The organism is Microbacterium sp. NPDC058269, from assembly GCF_042881445.1.
GTDB lineage: Bacteria > Actinomycetota > Actinomycetes > Actinomycetales > Microbacteriaceae > Microbacterium.
In genome coordinates, this window is sequence record NZ_JBHVXT010000001.1 from 1,001,663 (window position 1) to 1,026,854 (window position 25,192).

At 68.8% G+C, this 25,192-nt stretch carries 21 protein-coding genes; 11 read left to right on the top strand and 10 right to left on the bottom strand.

All coding sequences use genetic code 11. The features are described from left to right. Positions 1-47 precede the first annotated feature (47 nt). Both ACFVWL_RS04990 and coaBC read right to left on the bottom strand, forming a co-directional pair. Positions 48-2,258: an ATP-dependent Clp protease ATP-binding subunit gene (locus tag ACFVWL_RS04990; RefSeq protein WP_387179293.1), complete on the bottom strand. Its 2,211-nt coding sequence runs from the start codon at positions 2,256-2,258 to the stop codon at positions 48-50. Next, on the bottom strand, positions 2,236-3,549 hold the full coding sequence (gene coaBC / locus ACFVWL_RS04995) for a bifunctional phosphopantothenoylcysteine decarboxylase/phosphopantothenate--cysteine ligase CoaBC (RefSeq protein WP_387179295.1): 1,314 nt from the start codon (positions 3,547-3,549) through the stop codon (positions 2,236-2,238). The genes ACFVWL_RS04990 and coaBC overlap by 23 nt, the downstream gene beginning before the upstream one ends. Positions 3,550-3,616: 67 nt before the next feature. Here coaBC and ACFVWL_RS05000 point away from each other — a divergent pair, with 67 nt between their 5' ends. Further along, on the top strand, positions 3,617-4,318 hold the full coding sequence (locus ACFVWL_RS05000; RefSeq protein ID WP_387179298.1) for a hypothetical protein: 702 nt from the start codon (positions 3,617-3,619) through the stop codon (positions 4,316-4,318). 18 nt (positions 4,319-4,336) lie between these two features. Here the strand turns inward: ACFVWL_RS05000 and ACFVWL_RS05005 are convergent, their stop codons facing one another. Further along, the gene (locus tag ACFVWL_RS05005; RefSeq protein ID WP_387179300.1) at positions 4,337-5,311 is read right to left on the bottom strand and encodes a GlxA family transcriptional regulator; all 975 of its coding nucleotides are present in this window, start codon (positions 5,309-5,311) and stop codon (positions 4,337-4,339) included. Between the two features lie 87 nt (positions 5,312-5,398). Between ACFVWL_RS05005 and ACFVWL_RS05010 the strand changes: the two genes are divergently transcribed. Genes ACFVWL_RS05010 through ACFVWL_RS05020 form a run of 3 tightly spaced genes read left to right on the top strand, consistent with a single transcriptional unit; the run spans position 5,399 to position 6,853 of the window. Beyond that, positions 5,399-5,560, top strand: a complete 162-nt coding sequence (locus ACFVWL_RS05010) for a hypothetical protein (RefSeq protein ID WP_387179302.1) — start codon at positions 5,399-5,401, stop codon at positions 5,558-5,560. Positions 5,561-5,614: 54 nt separating this feature from the next. Further along, a complete protein-coding gene (locus ACFVWL_RS05015) occupies positions 5,615-6,247 on the top strand; it encodes a LysE family translocator (protein ID WP_387179305.1) in 633 nt (210 codons plus the stop codon). A 57-nt stretch (positions 6,248-6,304) separates the two neighbouring features. Then, positions 6,305-6,853, top strand: a complete 549-nt coding sequence (locus ACFVWL_RS05020) for a hypothetical protein (RefSeq protein ID WP_387179308.1) — start codon at positions 6,305-6,307, stop codon at positions 6,851-6,853. Positions 6,854-6,898: 45 nt separating this feature from the next. On the opposite strand, the gene ACFVWL_RS05025 is transcribed toward ACFVWL_RS05020, so the two are convergent. Together ACFVWL_RS05025 and ACFVWL_RS05030 are read right to left on the bottom strand one after the other, a co-directional pair. Next, a complete protein-coding gene (locus ACFVWL_RS05025) occupies positions 6,899-8,188 on the bottom strand; it encodes a glycosyltransferase (protein ID WP_387179310.1) in 1,290 nt (429 codons plus the stop codon). A 66-nt stretch (positions 8,189-8,254) separates the two neighbouring features. Further along, positions 8,255-9,487 (bottom strand): glycosyltransferase, encoded by a 1,233-nt coding sequence (locus ACFVWL_RS05030; protein WP_387179312.1) that lies wholly within the window; start codon positions 9,485-9,487, stop codon positions 8,255-8,257. Between the two features lie 125 nt (positions 9,488-9,612). Between ACFVWL_RS05030 and ACFVWL_RS05035 the strand changes: the two genes are divergently transcribed. Both ACFVWL_RS05035 and ACFVWL_RS05040 read left to right on the top strand, forming a co-directional pair. Next, a complete protein-coding gene (locus ACFVWL_RS05035; protein WP_387179315.1) occupies positions 9,613-10,200 on the top strand; it encodes a hypothetical protein in 588 nt (195 codons plus the stop codon). 4 nt (positions 10,201-10,204) lie between these two features. Beyond that, positions 10,205-10,960 (top strand): hypothetical protein, encoded by a 756-nt coding sequence (locus tag ACFVWL_RS05040; protein WP_387179318.1) that lies wholly within the window; start codon positions 10,205-10,207, stop codon positions 10,958-10,960. A 29-nt stretch (positions 10,961-10,989) separates the two neighbouring features. On the opposite strand, the gene ACFVWL_RS05045 is transcribed toward ACFVWL_RS05040, so the two are convergent. Genes ACFVWL_RS05045 through ACFVWL_RS05055 form a run of 3 tightly spaced genes read right to left on the bottom strand, consistent with a single transcriptional unit; the run spans position 10,990 to position 14,847 of the window. Then, positions 10,990-11,358, bottom strand: a complete 369-nt coding sequence (locus ACFVWL_RS05045; RefSeq protein ID WP_387179320.1) for a VOC family protein — start codon at positions 11,356-11,358, stop codon at positions 10,990-10,992. Positions 11,359-11,375: 17 nt separating this feature from the next. Next, positions 11,376-11,786, bottom strand: coding sequence for an MmcQ/YjbR family DNA-binding protein (locus ACFVWL_RS05050; RefSeq protein ID WP_387179323.1), 411 nt, complete (start codon positions 11,784-11,786; stop codon positions 11,376-11,378). A 52-nt stretch (positions 11,787-11,838) separates the two neighbouring features. Next, positions 11,839-14,847 carry an alpha-mannosidase gene (locus ACFVWL_RS05055; RefSeq protein WP_387179326.1) on the bottom strand — a complete coding sequence of 1,003 codons (3,009 nt, stop codon included), beginning with the start codon at positions 14,845-14,847 and terminating at the stop codon, positions 11,839-11,841. 159 nt (positions 14,848-15,006) lie between these two features. Here ACFVWL_RS05055 and ACFVWL_RS05060 point away from each other — a divergent pair, with 159 nt between their 5' ends. Next, positions 15,007-16,038, top strand: a complete 1,032-nt coding sequence (locus ACFVWL_RS05060) for a LacI family DNA-binding transcriptional regulator (RefSeq protein WP_387179329.1) — start codon at positions 15,007-15,009, stop codon at positions 16,036-16,038. Between the two features lie 30 nt (positions 16,039-16,068). Here the strand turns inward: ACFVWL_RS05060 and ACFVWL_RS05065 are convergent, their stop codons facing one another. After that, a complete protein-coding gene (locus ACFVWL_RS05065) occupies positions 16,069-17,379 on the bottom strand; it encodes a glycosyl hydrolase (RefSeq protein ID WP_387179331.1) in 1,311 nt (436 codons plus the stop codon). Positions 17,380-17,594: 215 nt separating this feature from the next. On the opposite strand from ACFVWL_RS05065, the gene ACFVWL_RS05070 reads away from it, so the two are divergent. From ACFVWL_RS05070 to ACFVWL_RS05085, 4 genes are read left to right on the top strand one after another with little or no spacing between them, the layout of a single operon-like run. After that, positions 17,595-18,896 carry an ABC transporter substrate-binding protein gene (locus tag ACFVWL_RS05070; protein WP_387179334.1) on the top strand — a complete coding sequence of 434 codons (1,302 nt, stop codon included), beginning with the start codon at positions 17,595-17,597 and terminating at the stop codon, positions 18,894-18,896. 42 nt (positions 18,897-18,938) lie between these two features. Then, positions 18,939-19,826, top strand: coding sequence for a carbohydrate ABC transporter permease (locus tag ACFVWL_RS05075; protein ID WP_387179337.1), 888 nt, complete (start codon positions 18,939-18,941; stop codon positions 19,824-19,826). Beyond that, on the top strand, positions 19,823-20,758 hold the full coding sequence (locus tag ACFVWL_RS05080; RefSeq protein WP_387179340.1) for a carbohydrate ABC transporter permease: 936 nt from the start codon (positions 19,823-19,825) through the stop codon (positions 20,756-20,758). The genes ACFVWL_RS05075 and ACFVWL_RS05080 overlap by 4 nt, the downstream gene beginning before the upstream one ends. Next, entirely contained in the window at positions 20,755-24,051 is a 3,297-nt protein-coding gene (locus ACFVWL_RS05085; RefSeq protein ID WP_387179343.1) for a GH92 family glycosyl hydrolase, read from the top strand. The genes ACFVWL_RS05080 and ACFVWL_RS05085 overlap by 4 nt, the downstream gene beginning before the upstream one ends. Before the next feature lie 35 nt (positions 24,052-24,086). Here the strand turns inward: ACFVWL_RS05085 and ACFVWL_RS05090 are convergent, their stop codons facing one another. Continuing rightward, positions 24,087-25,013 carry an endo-beta-N-acetylglucosaminidase H gene (locus ACFVWL_RS05090; RefSeq protein WP_387179346.1) on the bottom strand — a complete coding sequence of 309 codons (927 nt, stop codon included), beginning with the start codon at positions 25,011-25,013 and terminating at the stop codon, positions 24,087-24,089. Positions 25,014-25,192: the final 179 nt, after the last annotated feature.

Consider the following 25,192-nt stretch of genomic DNA (forward strand, 5'->3'; position numbering starts at 1 on the left):
TCGTCAAGCCAACTCAGTCGTCAAGCCAGCTCAGTCGTCAGGCCAACTCAGTCGTCGAGCAGTTCAGCCTCGATCACATCGTCTTCTTCCGCCTCGGGTTCGGGCGTCGTCGAGGTGAGCACGAGGCCCGCCCCATCGGCGGCCACATCCACCCGCACCGTGTCGCCGTCATGCACGTTGCCCGAGAGCAGCGCGGTGGCCAGCTTGTTCTGCACCTCGCTCTGGATGAGGCGGCGCAGCGGACGCGCGCCGAACATGGGGTCGTACCCGCGCTCGGCGAGCCAGGCTCGCGCATCAGGGGTGACCGCGAGGCTGAGGCGGCGGCCGCGCAGCCGGTCATGCAGCTGGTCGACCGAGAGCTCCACGATCTGGGCGAGGTCGTCTTCGCTCAGGGCCGAGAACATCACGATGTCGTCGAGGCGGTTCAGGAACTCCGGACGGAACGCCTGTCGCACGAGGGCCATCACCTGGTCGCGCTTCTCATCGGGCGCGAGCACCGGGTCGATGAGGATCGGCGAGCCCAGGTTCGACGTGAGGATCAGGATCACGTTCGAGAAGTCGACCGTACGGCCTTGCCCATCGGTCAGGCGACCGTCGTCGAGCACCTGCAGCAGCACGTCGAACACCTCGGGGTGCGCCTTCTCGACCTCGTCGAGCAGGATCACGCTGTACGGGCGACGCCGCACGGCTTCGGTCAGCTGACCGCCCTGCTCGTAGCCGACATACCCGGGAGGGGCGCCGACGAGCCGCGACACCGAGTGCTTCTCGCCGTACTCCGACATGTCGATGCGCACCATGGCGTGCTCGTCGTCGAACAGGAACTCCGCGAGCGCCTTGGCGAGCTCGGTCTTGCCGACACCGGTCGGGCCGAGGAACAGGAACGAACCGGTCGGACGACCGGGGTCGCTGATGCCGGCACGCGAGCGGCGGACGGCATCCGACACCGCCTTGACGGCATCCTTCTGCCCGATCAGACGCTTGCCGAGCTCGTTCTCGAGGTGCAGCAGCTTCTCGCTCTCCCCCTGCAGCAGACGCCCGACGGGGATGCCGGTCCACGCGGCGATCACGGCGGCGATGTCTTCCTCGGTGACCTGCTCGTTGACCATGCGGGGTTCGGCGGGAGTCGCGGCCTCGGCCTGCTCGGCCTCGGCGATGTCGCGTTCGAGGCGCTTGATGGTCTCGTACTCCAGCTTCGAGGCCTTCGTGTAGTCGGCGTTGCGCATGGCGAGGTCGCGCTGGGTGATCGCATCGTCGAGCTGCTTCTTCAGCTCACCGACCCGGTTCAGGCCCTGACGCTCGCGCGCCCAGCGGGCTTCGAGCTCGGCGAGCTGCTTCTCCATGCCCACGAGCTGCTCCCGCAGGGCACTGAGACGCTCCTTGGATGCGGCGTCCTTCTCCCGCTTGAGGGCGAGCTCCTCGAGCTTCATCCGGTCGACCTGGCGCTTGAGCTGGTCGATCTCCACCGGCGACGAGTCGATCTCCATCTTGAGCCGCGACATCGACTCGTCGATCAGGTCGATCGCCTTGTCGGGAAGCTGGCGTGCGGGAAGGTACCGGCTCGACAGCGCAGCAGCGGCGACCAGGGCACTGTCGGAGATGGTGACTCCGTGGTGCGCCTCGTAACGTCCTTTGAGTCCGCGGAGGATCGCGATCGTGTCCTCGACCGTGGGCTCGCCGACGTAGACCTGCTGGAAGCGGCGCTCGAGCGCGGCATCCTTCTCGATGAACTCGCGGTACTCGTTGAGTGTGGTCGCACCGATCAGTCGCAGCTCGCCGCGGGCCAGCATCGGCTTCAGCATGTTGGAGGCCGCGACGGACCCCTCGCCCCCACCGGCACCCATGAGCACATGCAGCTCGTCGATGAACGTGATGACCTGCCCGTCGGACTCGGTGATCTCCTTGAGAACCTGCTTCAGCCGCTCTTCGAACTGCCCGCGGTACATGGCGCCGGCCACGAGGGCGGAGATGTCGAGGGTGACCAGCTCCTTGTCCTTGAGGGATTCGGCGACGTCGCCCGCGACGATGCGCTGGGCGAGGCCTTCCACGACGGCGGTCTTGCCGACGCCGGGCTCACCGATCAGCACGGGATTGTTCTTCGTGCGGCGGGTGAGCACCTGGCTGACGCGACGGATCTCGCTGTCGCGTCCGATCACGGGGTCGAGCTTGCCCTCGCGGGCGCGGTCGGTCAGGTTGATGCCGAACTGCTCGAGGGCGGACTGCTGTTCTTGATTCTGGTTACCGGTCTGCGGGGTGGTCATGCGCTCCTCCTGGAGATGCTCCTTCTGGTCGTCTCCCGCCTGCCAAGTCGGAAGACGGGATAAAAGTTGAGTGATGTTGACTCAAGTTTAGCACGCGCACCTGTTCGATGGCATCCCAGATCGCGCCCGCGACCGCACGTTTGGAGCCCGAGGCCGCACCGGCATCGACACCGTCCGGCCCGAGGACGCGCACCGCGTTCTCGACGGATTCGAAGCCGCGCTCCCAGCCGACCTCGTTGACGACGAGCAGGTCGACACCCTTGCGCTGCTGCTTGCCGCGCGCACGGGCGAGCAGTTCGGCCTCATCCTCCGGGGTCTCCGCGGCGAAGCCGACGACGAGCTGTCCCGGCCGCCGGGTCGCGGCCAGTGCCGCCACGATGTCCTCGTTCTCGATCAGCTCGATGGCCGGCACCCCGCCACCCTCCTTGGTGAGCTTGCGATCCGACACCTGCACCGGCCGGTAGTCGGCGACCGCGGCCGCCATCACGACGACATCGGCCTCGGCGGACTCCCGCTTCATCGTCTCGGCGAGCTCCGCTGCAGAGCCGGCGGGAATGATCCGGATCGACGGATGCCGCGCCTCGGCCAGCACATCACCCGAGATGTGGGCGGCCACCAGGATCACATCGGCGCCGCGGGCGGCGGCTTCGGCAGCGAGCGCCGTGCCCTGTCTGCCACTGGAGCGATTGCCGAGGAAGCGGACCGGATCGATCGGCTCACGCGTACCTCCGGCAGACACCACGACGCGCACCCCGGCGAGGTCGCCGGGGACCAGCAGGGCCTGTGCGGCGGCGAAGATCTCTTCGGGCTCCGACATCCGACCGGGGCCGCTGTCACCGCCGGCGAGCTCTCCGTCGGCCGGACCCACGAGATGCACCCCGCGCTCCCGCAGCGTGGCGATGTTCGCCTGCGTCGCGCGGTTCCGCCACATCTCCGCGTGCATCGCGGGGGCGATCAGCACCGGCGCCTCGGTGGCGAGCAGGGTCGTGCCCAGCAGGTCGTCGGCCAGACCCGCGGTGATCTTCGCGATCGAGTTGGCGGTGGCCGGTGCCACGATCACGAGGTCTGCGGCCTGGCCGAGGGCCACGTGCCGCACCTTCGCCACATCGTCGTGCACGCTCGTGGTGACCGGGCGCCGACTGATCGCCTCCCAGGTGGGCAGACCCACGAAGCGCAGCGCATCCTCGGTGGGCACCACGGTCACGTCGTGCCCACCCTTCGTGAGCAGGCGCACGAGGTGCACCGTCTTGTACGCGGCGATGCCGCCTGTGACTCCGACGACGATGTTCACGTCTCGATTCTGCCCCAGCATCGGCCGCCATGGGCCGACACCTCATCCTCGACCTAGACTTGGAGCCGTGTGCACGGTCGTGATCGATGTCGAGAATGAGGGATCCGCACGACTCCTCGCGGTCCGCGACGAAGACCCGCTTCGGGCCTGGGATTCTCTCGGAGGCTGGTGGCCGGAGGACTACCCCGGCGTGGTGGGCATCCGCGACCGTCGGGCCGGTGGCGCCTGGCTCGCCGCGAACCCCGCCGAACGTCGACTCGCGGTGCTGTTGAACCGCGCAGACGTGCGCGACCTCCCCGATGCGCACGCCGTGTCCCGCGGCTCCCTCGCGCTGGAGTCGGTCCTGGGCCGCTCTCCCGTCGCTCCGCTGTCGATGCACGGCTTCAACCTGCTCGAGGTGCGGCCCGAAGGCGCCAGGGTGCTGTCCTGGGACGGCGTCGACCTGCGCGAGACCCCCATCGCTCCCGGCACGCACATGATCGCGCACGACGACCTCGACGACGCGACCACACCGCGGATCGAGGCCTGGCTGCCGGAGTTCCGCGCTCTGGGCCCGACCGCCGACAGCGAGGACTGGACGGCGGAGTGGACCGCGCTGCTCGCATCCTCGGCCGAGCTCCCGCCGGAGGACGACAGGGCGATCATCCGCGACAACCGCCCGCACGGCTACCCCACGCAGTCGCTGCTGTACTGCGTGGCCTCGGTGACGCCCGCCGGCGTCGAGGTGCGCGACGTCACGCTCCCGTCCCCGGCGCACTGGACCGAATAGCGAGGTCGCCCCCCGGGCTCAGGCCGCCGGCACCGCCGACTCCTCGGCGCAGGAGAACCGCGCGCGGTAGGCCGTGGGGGTGAGCCCGAGCACCCTGGCGAAGTTCTGCCGGAGCACAGCCGCCGAGCCGAAGCCGCACTCGTCGGCGATGTGCTCGAGCGGAAGGTCGGTGCGCTCCAGCATCCGCTGCGCGTGTATGATGCGCTGACGTGCGAGCCAGGCAGCGGGGGTGGCGCCGTACTCGGCCTTGAAGCGGCGGGCGAAGGTGCGTGGCGACATGAGGGCCCTGGCCGCGAGCTGGTCGACGCCGAGGTCATCGCGCAGGTGCTCGACCGCCCAGTCGGCGACGGCGGCGAGCGAGTCGGTGGGAACGACGGGGATCGGGCGGTCGATGAACTGCGCCTGTCCGCCGTCGCGCTGCGGCGGCACCACCATCCGACGGGCGATGCGGTTGGTGAGCTCGGCCCCCACCTCCTGTCGGAGCAAGTGCAGGCAGGCATCGATCCCTGCCGCCGTTCCCGCACTCGTGATGATCTTGCCGTCCTGCACGAACAGCACGTCGGGGTCGATGTCGATCTGCGGATACATGTCGGCCATGACGTGCGCGTACATCCAGTGCGTGGTCGCACGACGACCGTCGAGCACTCCGGCCGCGGCGAGGATGAACGAACCGCTGCAGACGCTCATCACCCAGGCGCCGCGCTCGACCGCATGCCGGGCGACGTCGAGCAGGAGCGGATCGATGTCGCCCCAGCTCTCCCGAGGGAGCGGGCAGAACACCACGAGGTCGGCTTCGTAGGCGAAGGCCAGGTCGTGCTCGACGTTGACCGAGAAACCGATCTTCGACCTCACGACGCCGGCGCGGGGAGCGACGATGCGGAAGTCGAAGTTCGGCACCCCGTCGTCGGCGCGGTCGAGCCCGAAAGCCTCGCACGCGACGCCGAACTCGAAGGGCGCGAACCCGTCTTGGATGACACAGGCCACCGTTTTCATGCGCATACTCCCGATTGGCAGTTTTCGTACGTTCATAGTCTATTCTGCCACTCGTGGCGGTTCAACATCGAACGTAGCGTTTCTGCCATGATACTCGTCATCGCACTCCTCGCCCTCGCCGCGTGGGCGGTCGTCGCCACCATCGTCGAACTCCGCCGAGACGGCTATCGCCGCATCCCGACCGACCGGAACCGCTCCGACGGGCGTGATGCCCTTCAGCAGGCCGAGTCCGGCCACATGTACCGCTGATCGCAGAGAGACCCACTCGATCACCCCGATCGCGCTGAGGTGTATCGTCTGCTCATGATCCCGCTCGACAACCTCGTCGCGTTCGCCGTCGCCTCGGTCGTGATCATCGTGATCCCCGGGCCGAGCGTGCTGTTCGTGATCGGACGATCACTGTCGCTCGGACGCCGCGCCGGTGTGCTCAGCGTCGTCGGCAACGCCCTCGGCACCGTGCCGGCCGTGCTCGCCGTGGCGTTCGGAGTCGGCGCGATCGTCGCCTCGTCGGTCGTCGCGTTCACGGCGATCAAGATCATCGGCGCCGCATACCTCGTGTGGCTCGGCGTGCAGGCGATCCGACACCGCCACGACCACGCCCCCGACACCGTCCGCTCACCGACGTCCGCGGGAAAGCTGCTGCGGCAGGGGTTCATCGTCGGAGTCACCAACCCCAAGACGATCGCCTTCTTCGTCGCCGTGCTCCCGCAGTTCGTCTCTCCGACGGCCGGCCCGGTGTGGGCGCAGCTGCTCCTGCTCGGACTCACCTTCCAGACACTCGCGCTCGTCTGCGACAGCGTGTGGGCCCTCGCCGCCGGAACAGCGCGCACCTGGTTCGCCCGTTCTCCGCGGCGCATGTCCACACTGTCCGGCACCGGCGGCGTGATGATGATCGGACTCGGCGGCACCCTCGCCCTCACCGGCGCCAAGAGCTGAGGAACGCGGGTCATCGACCCCGTGCACGACACACTCTCCGGGGCTACGCTCATCCTCATGAGCGAGCCTCAGCAACCTCCCGTTCCCCCCGCCGCGCATCTGCCCGCCGCACCGCAGTACCCGGCAGCCCCGCAGCAGTACCCCACCGCACCGCCGCAGTTCCCGGCAGGGGTCGGATCCCAGATCCCTCCCACGGCGCACCCGACCGCGTATCCCGCGCCCGGTTCCGGCCCGCAGGCGTACGCACCGGCCGGCTCCGTGTTCCCCGCCCACGTCGCACCCTCGTCTCCGGCCCGCACCGGCAACCCGCTCGGAGCCGCGGCGTTCGTGATCGCCGTGGCCATTCTCGCGGCGAACCTGCTCACCTCCGTCGCCCGCCCCTTCGTCTACAGCGGCGATGGCGGATTCGAGTTCATGCTCGCCCTCGACAACGGCATCGGGATCCTCAGCTTCTTCGCCTACGTCGTGGCGCTCGTGCTGGGACTGATCGCCGTGCGCCGCTCCCCGTCCCGACTGCTCACGGGTATCGCCATCGGCGTCGCCGGAGCCGGTGCCATCGGCCTCGCATTCACCGGCCTCACGATCGGCCTGTTCCAGTACCTCTGAGACGACGGCGTTTCTGAGACAGTCCTGCTCTGAGACAGTCCCCGCTCAGCTCGCGGCGAGCACCCGCTCGTAGACCTCGACCATGGCCGCCGTGCGCGACGACTGCCGGAACGCCTCGGCCACCTCGGGAAGCGGGGTCGGGGTCGTGCCGTCTGCGATGTCGGATGCAGCCTGCCGCAGGGTCTCGGCGAGCGCGGCGGTCCGTCGAGCTTCGAGCTCGCGTCCGGTTGCCGCAGAACTTCCATCCGCCGCGGCCGCATCGTGAACAGGCCAGAGACCGCCACACAGTTCCGCGGCGATGTCGGGGTCGCAGATCACCGACGGCGTTCCGAGCGTGGCCGCTTCGAACGGGGTCATCCCCTGGGTCTCGAAGCCGATCGACGTCTGCACGAGCGCATCGGCGGCCGCGATCCGCGCCAGGGTCTGCGGGTAGGTGAGCCGTCCGGCGAAGTGCACGCCATCGAGCCCGCGGACGATCTTCTCGGCGGCCGCACGCTGGGCCCCGCCGCCGATGATCTCCAGGTCGGCGTCGACACCGGAGGCGACGAAGGCCTCGAGGAACGGCAGCAGGCGCTTCTCCGGGCTCATGCGGCCGAGCCACACGAATCGCGGGCGTCCTGGCGCCCGCTCGGCGGGACCCTCAGCCAGCGTCTGCGCGCGCAGATCGTCGTCGATGCCGTTCCAGATCACGTCGACGTGCGGGAAGACGTCGTGCTGCTCGAGGCGCTGGGCGAAGTGCGTCGACGGGGCCGTGACGGCCGATGCCCCGGCGGCGAGGCCGCGCAGAAACGCCCACCCGTCGCTGCCACGCACCCGATCGCCGGCACCGCGCACTTCGGCACCGCGCACATCGGCACCGCGCACATCGACACCGCGCATGGCTATGCCGCGCCATGCGTTCAGCGCTGCCAGCACCGGACGATGCAGCGGAGTGACGGCCGCGATCCCGACATCGACCCGGTTGTGCATCGTATGCACGACCGGGATGCCGTGGCGCTGCGCGTAGCGGTGGCCGATGAACGCGCCCCAGAAGTCGGCCTGCACGTGCACCAGGTCCACGGACGGCCTGCGGGTCATGGCCCGGTCGAGGGCGCGGTCGGTCGCGCGCCCGGGCCAGCTCATCGAGTACTCGCGGTCGGTCGTGATCGGCATCGACGGCAGGTCGACGTACGCCCCGCCGTGAGAGCCGGACGCGGTGCGCGACCCGTGCATCTTCGGAGCCACGACCGTGACGGTGTGACCGGCACGCTCGAGGAACTCACGCTGAAGCCGCATCGACACCTGCGCTCCACCGAGGGAGTCGAGGTGCTGATCGCCGAAGAAGACGATGTGCATGTCGGGCTACTCCGCCGCTGACGCGTCGCGGCGCTGTGATCCGATGGGGATACCGTGCATGGCGGGCTACTCCGGCAGCGGCTCGTCGCGGTACAGCGCCTCGAAGGTGTCGAGGGTGCGGTTGATGTCGTGGATCGCGACGCCGTCGAGCGAGGCCCGCTGCATCCGCTCGTACTCCGCAGGTTCCGCGGTGAGCACATCGGTCAGGCGCGCCGCGAGCTCATCGACGTTCCCCGGCTCGAACAGGTAGCCGTTCTCGCCGTCGTGCACGAGGTGCGGGAGGGCGACGGCATCCGCGGCGACGATCGGCAGAGCCGAGGCCATCGCCTCCATGGTCGCGATGGACTGCAGCTCGGCGATCGAGGCGATCACGAACAGGCTCGCTCGTGAGAGCAGTGCACGCAGCTCCTCATCGCTCGTACGGCCGTGGAAGGTCACGCGATCGGCGAGTCCGAGCTGCGCGGCGAGGTGCTCCAGCTGCTTGCGCTGGTCGCCGCCGCCGACGATGTCGAACGTCGTGTCGAGTGCGGGGTCGAGCTTCGTCATCGCTTTGAGGATGACCTCGACCTGCTTCTCGGCGGTGAGCCGGCCGACGAAGATGATCCGGTTCTTCTCGCGCGGGGCGATCACCGGCGTGTACTGGGTGCGGTCGATGCCACAGCTGACCGGGATGACACCCCGCACCTCGACGGTCTTCTCGAGGAAGTCGGCGGCGCGGCGGGTGGGCGTGGTGATCGCGCGCGTCAGGTCGAAGGTGCGCTTCGCGTCGGCCCAGGCGAACTTGAGCACCAGGTCGTCGATGAACTTCGGCATGGTCGTGTGGTCGAGGATGTTCTCGGCCATGACATGGTTGGTCGCGATGACGGGGATTCCGCGCTCGTGCGCGACGTAGGCGAGTCCGCGGCCGATCACGATGTGCGACTGGATGTGCACGACATCCGGCTGCACCTGGTCGATGACCTTGCGGGCGTAGTGCTTCGCGCGCCACGGCCACACGAACCGCAGCCAGTCGTGCGGCGCCCAGCGCACCGACGGCAGCCGGTGCAGGGTCATCGGCTCGCCCTCGATCACCTCGGTGTGCGGTTGCGCGCGACGGTAGGCCTGGTTGGGGGCTACGACGTGCACGTCGTGGCCCCGCTGCACGAGGCCGGCGGCGAGGCGCTCGGCGAAGCGGGCGGCGCCGTTGATGTCGGGCGCGAACGTGTCGCAGCCGATCACGATCTTCAACGGTCGGAGCGCGGATTCGGCGGCGGGGCCGCTCGACGGATCGATCGGATCGTCGGAGGAGGTCACAGACATGCTGCCTTACGATGTGGCGGCCAAGGAAGAGCCCTGGTCGGGCGCTGGCCACTCTACCCGAGGGCCCTGGTCACGCGGCCGAGGCGTACCGGGCATCCCCCAGGCGCAGCCGATACCGTGGAGCCATGCGACTGACTGCCGACGCCGATCCCCAGCTGTGGATTCCCGTGACGGACTCGCTCGGCTGGAAGGGCCGTCGGCACCGCAAGGCGGCCATCCGGATGCTGCTCGGCCAGGTCAACGCGGCCGTGGGCGCGACAGAGCGACCCGGCTCTAAGTTCGGCGCGTGGGCGATGAGCCAGGCGGCGCCGATGCTCATGAAGCGGGCGGACGGACGCGTGCTCGTCTGGACCTGGAAAGCCGAGCCCGAGCTGGTCGTGGCGATGGCGACCGCGCAGGTGCTGACGCCGGATGTGCGCATCGCCCGGGCCTCGATGCCGATGGACTACGACGACACCGAGTCTTTCCCCACCCGTCTCGGCGTGGGCGAGAAGCTGCTCGTCCCGATGCCACCCGCGCCGGCGTCGCCCCCGTTCGCGACATACACGTGGGACACGGGGACGCACCTGGTGACGCTCACCGCCGTGTGCAGCGACAAGGAACGGTTCGGCACGCTGGTCGGCGCGCTCGACGACCTGGCGCGCAGCCTTCGCATCGCGGACGACCTCTCCGGCGGCGAGTCTCCCGACGTGCTGCGGCTCGATCCCGCCTGAGCAGATGAACACAGTCGCTCGATCGCCCCGCATCATCGACGGCTCACGATCGGTCCATCCAACCGGCCGCTTCCCGTCCGCGGCGCTTGTGCTCGTCGGCATCCTTCCTCTGCTGCCCCTGCTGCTGGCCGTCGTGGACGCACGCCCAGGGTTCCGGCTCGTCATGATCTCGCTCACCGTGTACGCCGCGATGCTCGCGGTCGCGCTCTGGTTCTGGGTCCGGTCGCTGCGCGAACGCCTCATCCGTATCGCGGCAACCGGCCCGCTGCGGTTCACGCCGCCCGGGGGTGTGCGCCTCTCCCCGTGGCTCGTCCCCGTGACGGGCCTGCTCCCGGCAGCGGTGACCTTCCTCGTCCAGACCCTGGGCCTCCCGACGCTGGGCGGTCGCCTGCTCGAATGGGGTCCGTGCATTCTCGCGATCGTCTCGCTCTTCGGCCTCGGCAGGGAGATCCTGGCGTTTCGCCGGACGCTCGGTCTCGTGGTCGACGAGCGCGGCCTGCATGGAGTGCGCCGAGCCGCGCCGCTTGAGGCGTCCTGGAACGAGATCGGCGCTGTCACCCCGGTCGGTCCGCACGGCCCGAAGCTGGCGGTCTCGGTCGCCGGCCGAGTACCCGTGATCGTCGATGCACATCACCTGGGCTCCGACCCGGCCGCGGTGGCTGCCGTCGTCTCCTTCTTCCGCGATCGTCCCGAGCAGCGGCACATGCTGGCTAACGGCACCGACGCGATGCGCACGGTCGAGGGCGCGTTGCGGAGCTGAGTGCGCCGACCTTCACGCGAGTCGTCCCCTCACGCAGATCCCGCCGGCGGCTGCCACAGCTCGATTGCGAGGCCCTCTGGGTCGTGGATGCGGGCGAATGTGCCGTACTCGTCGGTGTTCCACTCGTCGCGACGCTCCACCGTGATGCCTTCGGATTCCAACCGCGCGGCGAGCTGCTCGATGTCGGAGACGCGCAGGTTCAGCATGAACTGCTGGTCGGCGGCGAAGTAGTCGCTGTCGGCCGGGAACGGTGCGAACACGGTCATGCCCGCCTCCTGCTGCCAGATGCCGGCGTGCCCGGCGCTGATCCCGAGATGCTCCTGGTACCAGGCGGCCCTCGCCTCCGGATCCCTGCTGCGGAAGAAGAGGCCGCCGATGCCCGTCACGTCTGAAGTCATGTTCCCGCTCTAGCGCATCACTCGAGCCCGCGCTCCCCCAGCCATTCCTTCGCCACCCGGGCGGGCGCCCTCACCAGCCAGGCGTCCGTGATGATCTCGGCCAGCCGGCCGCGGTCGACGATGTCGAGACGCACGAGCAGCCCGGGGTAGCCCTCGAAGTGCGGGATCGTGAACACGACGTCGGGCTCGGCGGCGAGCAGCGCCTCCTTCTCCTCGAGGTCGGTGACGCGCACCGCGAGCACCGCACCCGACGGCCACTCCCGACCGAGCTCCGAAAGCTGCCGCAGATCAGTCGCGCTCGGTCCGCGCAGCCAGGCGAACTGCCCGCTCTTGACCCGCCACGCAGCCTCACCCGTGTGACCGCTCACCGACTCCTCGGCGCCGGGAAGGGCGAGGGCGATCGCGCGCACATCCTCGATGCTCACCATCTCGCCATCGTCCTCCCGGTCACCCGGTCGCCACAACAGATCCGCGTGATCCTCAGCGCGTGATGCGCAGGGTCCGCACCTCGAACGGCCGCAGTCGCAGCTCACCACCGATCCGCGCGTCGTCGATGTCATCTTCGATCAGGCTCACCTCACGCACCTCGCGGTGTGCGAACCCGACCGACAGCTCGCCGGCCGCACGCCGACCGAGCGCCTCGTACACGCGCACGATCACGTCGCCGGAGCCGTCGTCGGCGAGCTTCACCGCCGACACGACGATCCCCTCACCCTGCACCGACACCAGCGGCTCGACCTCGCGCGCACCGCGCACGATCGACGGGAGGGTGTTGATCCGGATGCCCTCGGCCGTGGCGATCGCGGCATCCGCTCCGATCACGAAACCCACCTCGATCTCGTGGTGGCCGTGGTCGGTGTCGGGGTCAGGGAAGCGCGGCGCCCGCAGCAGCGAGAGGCGCACGGTCGTCGTCACCGCGTCGTCCGACACCTCGCGCGAGGTGTCGTAGCCGTAGATCGAGTCGTTCACGAGCGCGACGCCGAAGTCCTGCTCCCGCACCAGCACGAACCGGTGCATCGAGGTCTCGAACTTCGCCGCCTCCCAGCTGGTGTTCGTGTGCGTGACGCGTGACTGGTAGCCGAACTGGGTCTCGGCCTCGGTGTGCGCGGCCTGGATGTCGAGCGGGAAGGCGAGCTTGAGCAGCTTCTCGGTCTCGTGCCAGTCGATCTCGTTGCGCAGCAGCACGGTCCGTGAATCCGGCGCGAGGAGCATCGTCTGCGTGATGGTCGACTCCGCGAACGGACGCACCACCACGATCTGCGCGACGCCGTTCACGACCGTCGCCTCGATCGACGAGACGGCGGTGAGGTCGTCGACGCTGTTGCGGTAGTACCGGTCGATGTCCCACGCGTCCCACATGTTCGGGAAGTCCTGGTGCAGCTGGAACAGGTTCGCGGCCTTGCCCTCGGCCACCGCCTCGCGACCGCTGGCCTTGTCGATGGCGGACACGATCAGGCCCTCGGCCGACACCAGCACGGAGACGAGCTCGTTCTCGAGCCGCCACCCGCCGTTCTCCTCGGTGAGCGAGACCGGCGCCGCTGTGGGCTCGGCGACGAACGCCGCCCCGAGCGCACGTCCGCGCCCGACCGATGTCGGCTCGAACCGCAGCTCGCGGTCGCCTTCGCCGGCGAGCGAACGGCGAGCGGCGAGGGAGATGTCCTCGGCATCCGACAGCACGTCGCTCAGCACGGCGACGGCCTCGCGGTGCACCCACGCGATCGAGGTGCCGGGAAGGATGTCGTGGAACTCGTGCAGCAGTACGGCCTGCCACAGCCGGTCGAACTCGGCCTGCGGGTACGCGGCGCCGGTGCGCACGGCATCGGTTGCCGCCCACAGCTCGGCCTCGATGAGGGCATGCTCGGCCCACCGGTGCAGCGCCTTGGTGGCGTGCTGACTGGTGAGCGTTCCGCGGTGCAGCTCGAGGTACAGCTCGCCGACCCAGACCGCTGGATGCGGCAGCTCGGCCTTGGCGGCGTCGAAGAAGACGTCCGGATGCTCCCACACCACCTGCGCGCTGCCCTCGAGGTCGCGCAGACGCTCGGCCTTGCCCGTCATCTCGCGGGTCGTACCACCGCCGCCGTCGCCCCAGCCGACCGGGGCGATCGACCGCGAGCTGAGGCGGTTCTCCTTGAACTGGCGGGAGGCCTTCGCGACCTCCATGCCGCTCAGCTGCGAGTTGTAGGTGTCCATCGACGGGAAGTGCGTGAACACCTGCGAGCCGTCGATGCCCTCCCAGAGGAACGAGTGGTGGGGGAAGACGTTCTGCTGGTTCCACGAGATCTTCTGCGTGAAGAACCACTCGAACCCGGCACGGCGCATCAGCTGCGGCAAGGCGGGCGAGTACCCGAAGCTGTCCGGCAGCCATACGCCCTTCGACCGGATGCCGAACTCGCGCTCGAAGAACCGCTGCCCGTGGGAGAACTGCCGCACGAGCGACTCACCCGTCGGCATCACGGTGTCGGACTCGACCCACATGCCGCCCAGCGGCAGGAAGCGACCGGCGGCGACCGCGGCCTTGACCCGCTCCCACACCTCGGGGCGGTGCTCCTTGATCCAGGCGTACTGCTGCGCGCTGGACATGCCGTATTGGAACTCGGGCTGCTCCTCGATGAGCGTCGTCATCGACGAGGTGGTGCGCGCGACCTTGCGGATCGTCTCGCGAACGGGCCACAGCCAGGCCGAGTCGATGTGCGCGTGTCCGACGGCCGAGATGCGGTGCGCGCTGGCCTCGGCGGGAGCGGCCAGCACGTCTGCGAGGCGAGCACGGGCGTCCGGAGCCGTCGCCACGATGTGCTGCAGATCGAGCACGTCGAGGGCGTCGTCCATCGCCTGCAGGATGCGCATGCGCCGCGGCGAGGTGGCCGGCAGCTCCGCCTGCAGCTCGAACAGCACCTCGAGGTCGAGCGACAGGTCGAAGACCTCCTGCTCGAACACGGCCAGGTCCATCCGGCGCGCGCGGTAGAGCGGCTCCTTCGAGGAGGTGAGGATGTCGCCCTCCTGCGTCGGCAGGAAGGGGTGGTAGTCGAGCAGCACCGGGTTCGACGCGGCCTCGAGGTACAGCTCGACCGGCTCGTCACCCGCGGCCGTATCGGCGATCGGCACCCACTGGTTGCGCGGGTTGATGCTCTTCACCGGGATCGGGTCGGCATCCGCAGCGCCCGGGCGATAGGCCAGGGCCTCGCACTGGAAGCCGGTCATGTTCACGTCGAAGCCGAGGTCGATGAGCGCCTCGACCCGGCGCCCCGCCCACTCGGCCGGCACGCGTCCGGTGAGCTTGAACCAGGTGGTGCCCCAGGCGGGCCCCCAGGGGGCGCCGACGACGCCCGGTTCGTAGTCGAGGGCGAGCCCCTGGGCCGGAGCGATCGGCTCGCCGGGAAGCTCGTGGATCTCGACGGCCAGGGGCACGGAGGCCGAGTGGACGGCCGGGCGGATGCGCTCTTCGAGCACGCGCTTGACGCGGCCGACGGTGAGCGAGGTGTCGTCATGCATGAGTGGGTCTCCGGGCTCGACGGTGAGGGCTGATTCGGGTCTGCAGGTGATGCGCTGTGACTGATGCTATCTGTTGTACTAAAGCGATCTAGTGGAAGAGTCTAGGGCACGTCGTCATGTCTTTCCCGAGGCTAAACCGATCAAGTAGGGTGAGGGACTATGAGCCCGGCGAAACGCGTGACGATCGCCGATATCGCACGCATGGCAGGGGTCTCCCCCGGTGCTGTGTCGTTCGCGCTGAACGGCCGCCCCGGGGTGAGCGACGAGACCAGACAGCGCATCCTCTCGATCGTCGAGGAGAACGGCTGGCAGCCGAGCTCTGCGGCGCGCGCGCTGGTCGGCGCCCGCGCCAACACGGTCGGCTTCGCGCTCGCCCGCCCCGCCCGTTCCCTCGGCGCCGAGGCCTTCTTCACCGATCTCATCGCGGGCATCGAGTCCCGGCTGTCGGAGAGCAAGGTGAGCCTGCAGCTGCGGCTGGTCGCCGATGTGGCGGAGGAGATGGAGGTGCACCGGCAGTGGCGCTCCTCCAACCAGGTCGACGGCTTCATCTTCATCGACCCCCGCGACGACGATCCCCGCGTCGCGCGCATCGAAGCCCTCGATGCGCGGGCCGTGATGATCGGGTCGGAGCCCTCCCCCGAAGGCTCGGTGCCGAGCGTCTGGATCGGCGACGACACGGTCGCGGACACTCTCTTCTCCTACCTCGCAGCGCTCGGCCACGCCCGCATCGCCTATGTCGCCGGCCCCGCCGAGCTCGAGCACACCCGGCTGCGCGCCGAGGTGCTCGAGCGCATGACCGCCGACGGCCTCGAGGGCGAGGTCATCACGACGGACTTCTCGCCCGCGCGCGCCTCCGCCGTCACACGGGCTCTGCTCTCGGGCCGACAGCATCCGACGGCGATCGTCTACGACAACGACGTGATGGCCGTCGCGGGTCTCCGCGTCGCCCAGGAGATGGGCCGCGGCGTCCCCCGCGACGTCTCCCTCGCCTCCTTCGACGACTCGGTCATCGCCGGTCTCATCAATCCGTCGATCACGGCGATGACGCGCGACACGTTCGAGCTCGGGGAACGTGCCGCCACTCTCCTCCTGCAGCAGATCGAGGCCGGGGCGAACCTGCCGAGCGTCGAGGGCCCGACGCCCGTGCTCACCGCACGCGAGAGCACGGCTCCGCCGGCGCGCACGGCCTGAACAGGCGTGCCGTCGCCGCCGCGCCGTCGGTCAGCTCGAGACGACGGTGTTGACCGATCCGTAGGGGTCGACCACATCGGCCGACACGTCAGGACGGATGAGACGACGGATGCCTCGCGCGTCGAGCGCGACAGGGTCGAGCGCGTCGCGCGACGTGAGGAGGGTGGGGTCGAGTCCGGCGGCACACGCGTCCACCCACGCCTGGAACACCGCACCGCCCGGGCTCAGTGCCGCACGGCTCACGGGAACCTCTCGTTCGTCGACGTCCACCACGATGGCGGTGTCCCTCGCCGGCGGCGCGACCCGCTGCCGAAGCTCCGGGATGAGCTCGGCGAGACGCCGTCCGATGGGCTTGGCCGCACCGTCCTGACCGATCAGGCCGAGGGTGTACTCCAGCTCGGGAAAGTCGCCGAGGTCGCGGCTCACGTCGTGCGAGCACCACCAGGTGATGCCCCAGAGGTTCTCGGTACGCGCGACGGATCGCACGGTCGCCTCCAGGAAACCGGGCATCTCCTCCGCGGTGAGGCAGTTCGAGGGTGCGCCCACCTCCTGCAGCCACACCACCCGGTCGGGGTCTGTGGCGAAGGCGCGGGAGAGCTCGATCAGGTACTCGGCATGACGGTCGGAGGCGACGGAGCGTCCCCCGTAGCGCTGCGCGGTGCCGTTGAAGATCCAGGAGTGGATCGTGGTCATGGCCCCCAGCCTCGAGGCATGGGCCGGCGTGAAGCCGTGCCCGTCCATGTACCAGACCGCGTCGTACTCGCTGTGGACGTGCGGGAGCCCAGGGGCCGCCGCCTCCGCCGCAGCCAGCAGCGTCGAGATCCATCCACCGGCCTCGTCCTGCGTGACGGGCCACGGCGAGGGATGCGTGTGCGCGGAGAACTGGTTCGTCTCGTTGCCGAGCGTCAGGCCGAGGAAGTTCGGCGCCTCGCTCAACGCCCGACCGAGCCGGTCGACGAGTGCGACCTGACCCGCGAGAGCCCGGGGGTCGGTGAACATGTTCTTGTCGTGCCAGGTGTACAGCCACGAGGGCACGAAGTCGAAGCTCGAGAGGTGGCCCTGGACCACGTCGATGCCCGCGTCCATGCCGAACTCACCGGCGATGTCGACGACGGCGCGGACATCGTCGATCGCCTTCTCGCGGATGAGCGTGCGGTTCGGCTGCAGCACGGTCCACAGCGGGAAGACCCTGACGTGATCGAGTCCGAGCTCCGCGAGAGCCGCGAAGTCTCGGCGCACGTCGTCGGGGGTGAAGTCGAGCCAGGAATGCATCCAGTTCTTCGACGGCGTGTAGTTCGCCCCGAACCTCAGAGGAGCATCGAGGGCGCCGCGCTGCGTCATGTGTCAGACCTTTCGGACGTGCCCTCCGACGAGGGCGGATTTCGCACCACTATAACGCTTGAGCAACAGACGATGCACCCGTCTGTGCTTTCGCGCAGTGCTTCCGTGCTCGGGCACCTTGACAGGGAGGGAATCGGATGGTTTCATCTGCTAAAGCGTTGTAGTCCTCTGATCCGGACACCGCGCGGATTCGCCCGCCTCGAGGAAGAAGCACGATGAAAGTTCCCACACGCATTGTCGCTCTGGCAGCATTCACCATCGGCGTTCTGGCGCTGACGAGTTGCACGGGAGGCGGCGGATCCTCCGGAGCCTCGGGCCCCATCGACACCTCGGGCGAGCTGAGCGGCACGATCCAGTTCCAGACGTGGTCCCTCAAGAACGAGAAGTTCACCCCGTACTTCGAAGACCTCATCGACGCGTTCGAGAAGGAGCACCCCGACGTCACGGTCGAGTGGCTCGACCAGCCGGGAGACGGCTACCAGGAGAAGATCCTGAGCCAGGCGAACGCCGACACCCTCCCCGACGTGCTGAACCTGCCGCCCGACATCGCGTACCCGCTGGTCGCCGCGGGCAAGCTGGTCGACCTGGAGACCGCCGACCCCGACCTGAAGTCCGCCTACAACACGGGCGCCTGGGAGGCGTACAGCCAGTACCCGGGCATGGAAGGCACCTACGGCCTGCCCTGGTACCTCTCCAGCGACGCGTCCTGGTGGAACCTCGCCCAGCTCGCGCCCTTCGGCGTCACCCAGGAGAACCTCCCGACCACGGTCGATGAGCTTCTGACGCTCGCGAAGGACGTGGCGACGGAGTCCGGCGGCAAGGTGCAGCTCCTCTCCTCCATCCCGGCCCTCGACACGTTCACGGCTGCCGGCATGGAGGTCATCAACGACAAGGGCGAGTTCGACTTCAACACCGACGAGGCCGCCGCGATCATCGAGAAGTACGCCGACGCGTACGCCGCAGGTGCGATGCCCGCAGAAGCCCTGACCGGCGACTACGGCGGGAACGCGGAGGCGTACATCCAGGAGAAGGTCGCCTTCACCACCGGCGGCACCGGTTTCACGACCGACCTGCAGAAGGACGCACCCGCACTGCTCGAGAACACGGTGGCGACGTCGCGCCTCGGTATCGCGCCGCTGTATGTGCAGGGCCTCAACGTCTCGGCCGACTCCGACAACAAGGAGGCCGCGCTCGCGTTCGCGGAGTTCGCGACGAACCAGGAGAACCAGGTGGCCTTCTCGTCCCTCGCCGTCGGCACCGCGCCGGGCACAGCCGAGGGCGGCGACGAGGTCGTCGACAACATCGCCTCCACGGTCACCGACGAGAAGCAGCTGTCGGCGATCGATACGGTCTTCGGAGCGATGAAGGACGCCAAGGCGCTGCCCTTCCAGTGGACCTCCGACATGGCGACCTACATGACCCAGCAGATCGCCCTCGCGGTCAACGGCGAGGCGGATGCGAAGGCCCAGCTCGACAAGATCGTCGAGTACGCCAACGCCAACCGCGTGGACCAGTAAGCCATGCGCGCGAACACCGGCATCACGGCCGGCAGGAAGACGATGAGATCCCACAGGTGGTTCACGCCCTGGCTGCTCCTCGGGCCCGCCGTCGCCTGGGTGCTGGTGTTCGCGCTCTGGCCGTTCCTGAACACGGTCTTCCTCAGCTTCACCGACGCCAAGCCGCTGCGGACGCCCGAGTTCGTGGGCGGCGCGAACTACGAGCGGATGTTCGGCGACGAGATGTTCTGGAACGCCCTGACGACGTGCCTCATCTACGTCGTCGTGTGCGTGCCGCTGCTCACGATCCTCCCGCTCCTGCTGGCGCTGCTCGTGCAGAAGAAGCTCCCGGGCATCTCGTTCTTCCGCACCACGTTCTACTTCCCCGTGATCGCCTCAGTCGTCGTGGTCGCCCTCATCTGGACCTGGCTGTTCGACAGCCGCGGCATCATCAACCAGACGCTCGAGTTCCTGGGGCTGATCGACAAGCCGATGGCGTTCCTCGTCGACCGCTGGCTGCTGCTCGGCTGTGCCATCCTGCTCACGGTCTGGAAGGGCCTGGGCTACTACATGGTCGTGTATCTCGCGGCGCTCGGGAACGTCGGCAAGGAGCTGCACGAGGCCGCGATGCTCGACGGCGCCGGCTCCTTCCGCCGCTTCCTGTCCGTGACGATCCCCTCGGTGCGCGGTGCGATGCTCCTCATCTCGGTGCTCATCGCCGTATCCGCCATGAGGGTGTTCGCCGAGCTCGACGTGCTCTCCAAGAGCACGGGTGGCCCCGGCGGGTACGACATGTCGCTCGTGATGCTCATCCGCCAGGTGGGGTCGGGCCTCAACGGGAACATCGGATACGCCTCCGCCATCAGCGTGGCGCTGTTCCTGCTCACCCTCATCCCGCTCGTCGCGATCGCCGTCATGAATCGCGAGAAGAAGGCGAAGGTCTCCGCATGAGCACGCTCACGCCGCCCCGCGCGACGGAAGACGTCCGCCCCTCCGAGGAGCTTTCCTCTCCGCCCCGGGAGCGCATGTTCCGGCGCCGCGGTTCCGGCGACTTCAGCAAGCCGACCCTCGGCGGGCTGATCGGCCGATACGCCCTCCTCCTCTTCGTCCTCGTGATCGTCATCGGCCCCTTCATCTGGCAGCTGTCGACGTCGTTCAAGGGAGCTCAGGAGAACATCTACTCCTTCCCGCCCGAGCTCATCCCGCGCGAGCCGACGCTGCAGAACTACAGCAGGGTCGCCGACATCGTCCCGGTGTACCTCTACGCGTGGCACTCCCTGCTCGTCTCGGTCGGCACGGTCGTCAGCAACGTGGTCCTGGCCACGTTCGCGGGCTACGCCCTGGGGTGCATGAGGTTCCGCGGCAAGTGGATCGTGATGGCGATCCTGCTCTCCACGCTTCTCTTCCCCGGCGAGGTGACGGTGACGAGCAACTTCCTGACGATCCGCGCCCTGGGGCTGGCCGATACCCTCTGGGGCGTCTTCCTCCCCGGCGCGATCAGCGCCATGAACGTACTCCTGATCGCCACCGCGTGCCGCATGATCCCGAAGGACGTGCTGGATGCCGCGACCGTCGACGGCGCGACGACCTGGCAGCGCATCCGCCACATCGTGTGGCCGAACATCCGCGGCATGGTCTCGGTGGTCGCGATCTTCGCGTTCATCGGCGCCTGGGACGACTACCTGTGGCCGCTGATCGTGCTGTCCGACCCGTCGAAGTACACCCTGACGGTCGGAATGGCGTACCTGAACAGCAGCTTCTCGGTCGACCCGCGCCTGATCGCGGCCGGCACCATGATCGCTCTCGTGCCGATCGTCATCATGTTCTCGTTCACGCAGCGTTTCTTCTTCAAGGGCGTGCAGGAGGGCGCGATCAAGGGGTGAGCGCCGTGCATCTCACGCCGGCGGACGGACCGGCAGATCCTCCGTCGTCCCGTCCGCGATCGGGCGTGCTGCCCGGCCCGGTGTACGCCTTCGCGTTCGATCCCTCCGTCGGCGAGCAGCGGGTGGACGTGCCGGGGCTCTCCGACCTCGAGATCTCCCCTGACACCGTGCTGCACTGGGCGTTCTATGCCGACGGTCCCGGCGCGACCCTTCCTCCGCATGCGGCCCTCGCCGTGGCGGTCGATGTGCGCTTCGCCGACGGTACGCGACTGAGCGAGACGTCGGCCGTGCGCGACCGCTACGACTTCCCGCTCACCGCGCAGGAGCAGTTCGAGGCCCGCTGGAGCATGCCCGAGCAATGGAACGCCGACACCGTCTCCCTCGCCCCCGTCGCGCACCGCAGCGGGGTGGTGGAGCTCGTGCTCGGCTCCGCGCCCCTTCCCGACGCCGTATCCCTTCCCGAGCGGTGCACCGGATTCGTGCAGGTCGTGGTCGAAGAGCACACCCCCGCCCGCGGTCTCCCTCCCGTCGAACGGGTCGACACCCGACGCGGCTCGCATTCGGGGCCGCGGTTCTCTCGCGGAAACACCATCCCCGCGGTGGCCGTGCCGCACGGATTCACCTTCGTCACGCCGGCGACCGATGCGGAGGACGCCCGCTGGCCGTACCGACCGTTCGTGCACGACGACCCCCAGGGGCGACGGCTCGAAGCGCTGCAGTTCTCCCACCAGCCGAGCCCGTGGATCGGCGATCGCTCCGTGTTGCAGCTGATTCCGTTCGCGGGCACGCCCACCTCACGCCGCGCAGGACGGCGACGCTGGATCACGCCCGGCTCCGAACGGGCACGTCCGCACGAGTACGCGGCCGCGCTCGGCGACGGCCTGCAGGTCGAGATGACCGCGACGTCGCACGCTGCGGTGTTCCGTGTGCACAGCCGCGACCCCGACGCCGTGGTCGGCTTCGTCATCGACCAGCTCACCGACGAGGGGAGTCTCGTCTGGACCGACGCCGGGGCATTCGAGGGATGGATTCCGGAAGGGCCCGAGGAGTGGGGCAATGCGCCGCGCTGCTTCTTCGCCGGCACCGCGCAGCACCCCTCCGGCACCGCGCAGCACCCCTCCGGCACCACGCAGCACCCCACCGGCACCGCGCAGCACCCCACCGACCGGGGGCTCGAGCAGGGACCGCTCGATGACGACGGACGCGGCGACGTCGCCGGCTACGTCGCCGGACGCGGATCGCTCGAGGTGCGGGTCGGCATCTCCTTCCTGTCGGTGGAGCAGGCCCGACACGCACTGCAGACAGAAGCACCCCCGTCGATCGCCTACGAGGAGCTGCGCGACGGCGCCGCCGCCGCCTGGAACCGACTGCTGTCACGGGTGACGATCCCTCCGCTTCCCGACCTGGACCTCCCCTATCGCGCGCTCGCCGACGAGGAGCATCGATCCCGGATCGCGGCCGCACTGCACCGCATGCACCTGTACCCCAACACCGCCGCCGAGAACATCGGGACGGCGGACGCGCCCACCTGGCGATTCGCGGACGTGTTCGCCGCGCGGAAGTCGTACGACGAGAGCGGGGCGGCGCCGGTCGTCGACGGGGAGCTCGTGGTGAACAACGGCTACTGGGACACGTATCGCACCGAGTGGCCGGCCCTTGCACTGCTCGACCCCGCACTCACCGGAAGACTGCTCGACGGCCAGCTCGAGCAGTATCGGCGCGGAGGCTGGATGGCGAGATGGAGCGCCCCGGGCTACGTCGACAGCATGGTCGGCACCTCGAGCGACCAGATCTTCGCCGATGCCGCGCGGTGGGGCGTGGAGTTCGACCGCGTCGCCGCATTCGAGAGCGGATGGCGCAACGCCTGCGAGCCGGGGCCGGATGCACGCCGCGGTCGCAAGGGCATCGTGCGCGGCCGGTTCACCGGGTACATCTCCTCGGACGTGCCGGAGGGCATGAGCTGGAGCATCGAGAACGCGGTGAGCGATGCCGCCCTCGCTCGCTTCGCCGCGCAGCTGGCCGCCGATTCGGAATCAGAATCCGCGCGCTATCGAGCCTTCGCCCGGTACTTCGCGAATCGCGCGCGGTCGTATCGCATGCTGTTCGACGACGGCACGGGGTTCTTCCGAGGAAGAGACGACAGCGGGTCGCTCGCTCCCGGATTCGACCCGCGGTCCTGGGGCGGAGACAACGTCGAGACGAACGCCTGGGGCATGTCGGTCGGCGCGGTACACGACGGTGCGGGGCTCGCCGACCTCTTCGGGGGCCCCGTCGGCCTCGGACGACACCTCGACGCCCTGTTCGCGGAACCGGAGACCGCCGACGAGCGGTTCGGCGGCGCGTACGGCACCGTCATCCATGAACAGCGCGAGGCGAGGGCGCTCCGTTCCGGGATGTGCGCGATCTCGAACCAGCCCGCGCACCACATCCCCTTCATGTACGCATTCAGCGATCACCCGTGGCAGACGGCGGGGATCGTGCACGACCTCGCCGGACGGCTGTTCGTCGGAGCCCACATCGGCCAGGGATTCCCCGGCGACGAGGACAACGGCGAGATGAGCGCATGGTGGCTGTGGGCGGCGCTCGGACTGTACCCGCTGGAACTCGCCTCGGGACGACTGCGGATCGGTTCGCCGCTCTTCGACGACGTCCGCGTGGACCGCGGCGACGGCTCGACGCTGTGCATCCGTTCCCGGCGAACAGTGCCATCGGCTCATGTGCTGCAAGAGGCACGACTCGACGGGGTGCTCCTACCCTCGGCTGACCTGCCGATCGATGCCCTGGCCGGCGACGCCGTGCTCGAGCTGGTGTTCGGTGTCGATCCGGCTTCCTCGCTCGAGACGGGTGCGCCCCTCACGAGCGAGACCCACGACACCTCAGCGCGCGATGCGACCGAGCCCTGGCGCGCAGACCTGACCTCGACCGGGGGTGAGGTGATCTGCGCGGTCGGCGTCGCGCACCCCGAGCGGGCCTTCGACGACGGCGCGCCGGCGGGCCACCTCGGCGTCGCCCTCCGCCCAGGGGAATGGGTGGGGTGGCGGTTCCCCGAGCCGCGCGGCATCAGCGACCTGAGCGCGACCACGACAGGTGCGTCGACCTCGTCGGCCCTGCGCTGGGAGGTTCTGCACCTGGACGAGAACTGGGTGCCCGTGGCGACGACGCATCAGGAAGAGCTGTTTCCCGACCGCACGACACCCTTCACCCTGACCACGCGGATCGTGACCCCGGCGATCCGCGTGCGTGCGGAGGTCGAGGTCACGATCCGTCAGGTCGAGGTGTTCGATCTGGACTGATCAGCCCCGGAAGACTGATCAGGTGGTTCGCCAGATCACGGCGCGGGCCGGTACTCCGTCGCCTCGCCCTTGAGCTCCTGCGTGATGCCGGAGAGCAGGTCGGACTGATCCGTGCCGGTGAGGTTGTACGCCACGTACACGCCGTAGCCGTCAGCCACTGTGCGCTGGGCGAAGTCGGTAGCCGTCGCCGCGCTCACGTTCGCGAGGTCGATCGCCGCGGCTCCGAGTCGGCTCTTGTCGCCGAAGCCCGGAATCGTCGGTGCGTTGTACGTCGGGTAGTACGGGTTCCAGGCGTAGTCGATCACACCGGCGACGTCGAACTTGCTGAAGTCGGTCACGGTGTACGTCTCGCCGATCGCGTACAGGCTGATGATCTTGTCGGGCCCGAGGCGGTCGCGGAGTGCCGTCGCCAGCCATCCGAACGACTGCGCGTTGGGCTGCGGCGTGCCGTTGGCGCCGTACTGCACGTACTCGTCATCGAAGTCGATGCCGTCGAGCCCGTAGGTCGTCACGGCGTCGGCGAGCTGTGCGGCGAAGGCATCCGCGTCTTCGTAGGAGGAGAAGTTCGCGAATCCCGCCCCCTGGTGGTTGCCGAGCACCGAGAGAAGCACCTTGGTGCCACGTTCCTGCACGGGACGGATCTGATTCTCCGCGTCGTCGAGGGTGGCGGTGACGCGATCGTTGAAGTGCAGGTACGCCTTCTCGCCGTCGTAGTTGATGTTGGCGGCGAAGATGATTGCCAGGTCGACGGCCGGTTTCCCTGAATCAGCCAGAGTGTAGTCGGCGACATTCGCTAAATCGTTCGAGTTCACCTCGACGTATGCCACCACCTGTGGGTCGACCGCCGAACTCTCGGCGACGGCGGGCGAGGCCGCAGCGGCACCGACCGCTGCGACCGCGAATCCCGCAAGCGCCGCGAGGCCCTTTCGGAACCGGTGAATCCTGACGTGTGACTGAGCCATTGCAGATCGTCTCCTTCATCATCGATATCGAGATCCGGCCGCGTCGATGCGACCTGCGGCCGACTATATCGCTTAAGTGGATGCAGGTGAAGAAGTCGATGAAGCGGATGGTTCTCTTCTCCTGCACCGGGGCCGCGGCTGGCGACCTGCCCCCGAATGAGTGGGCGCCGGCGCAACGA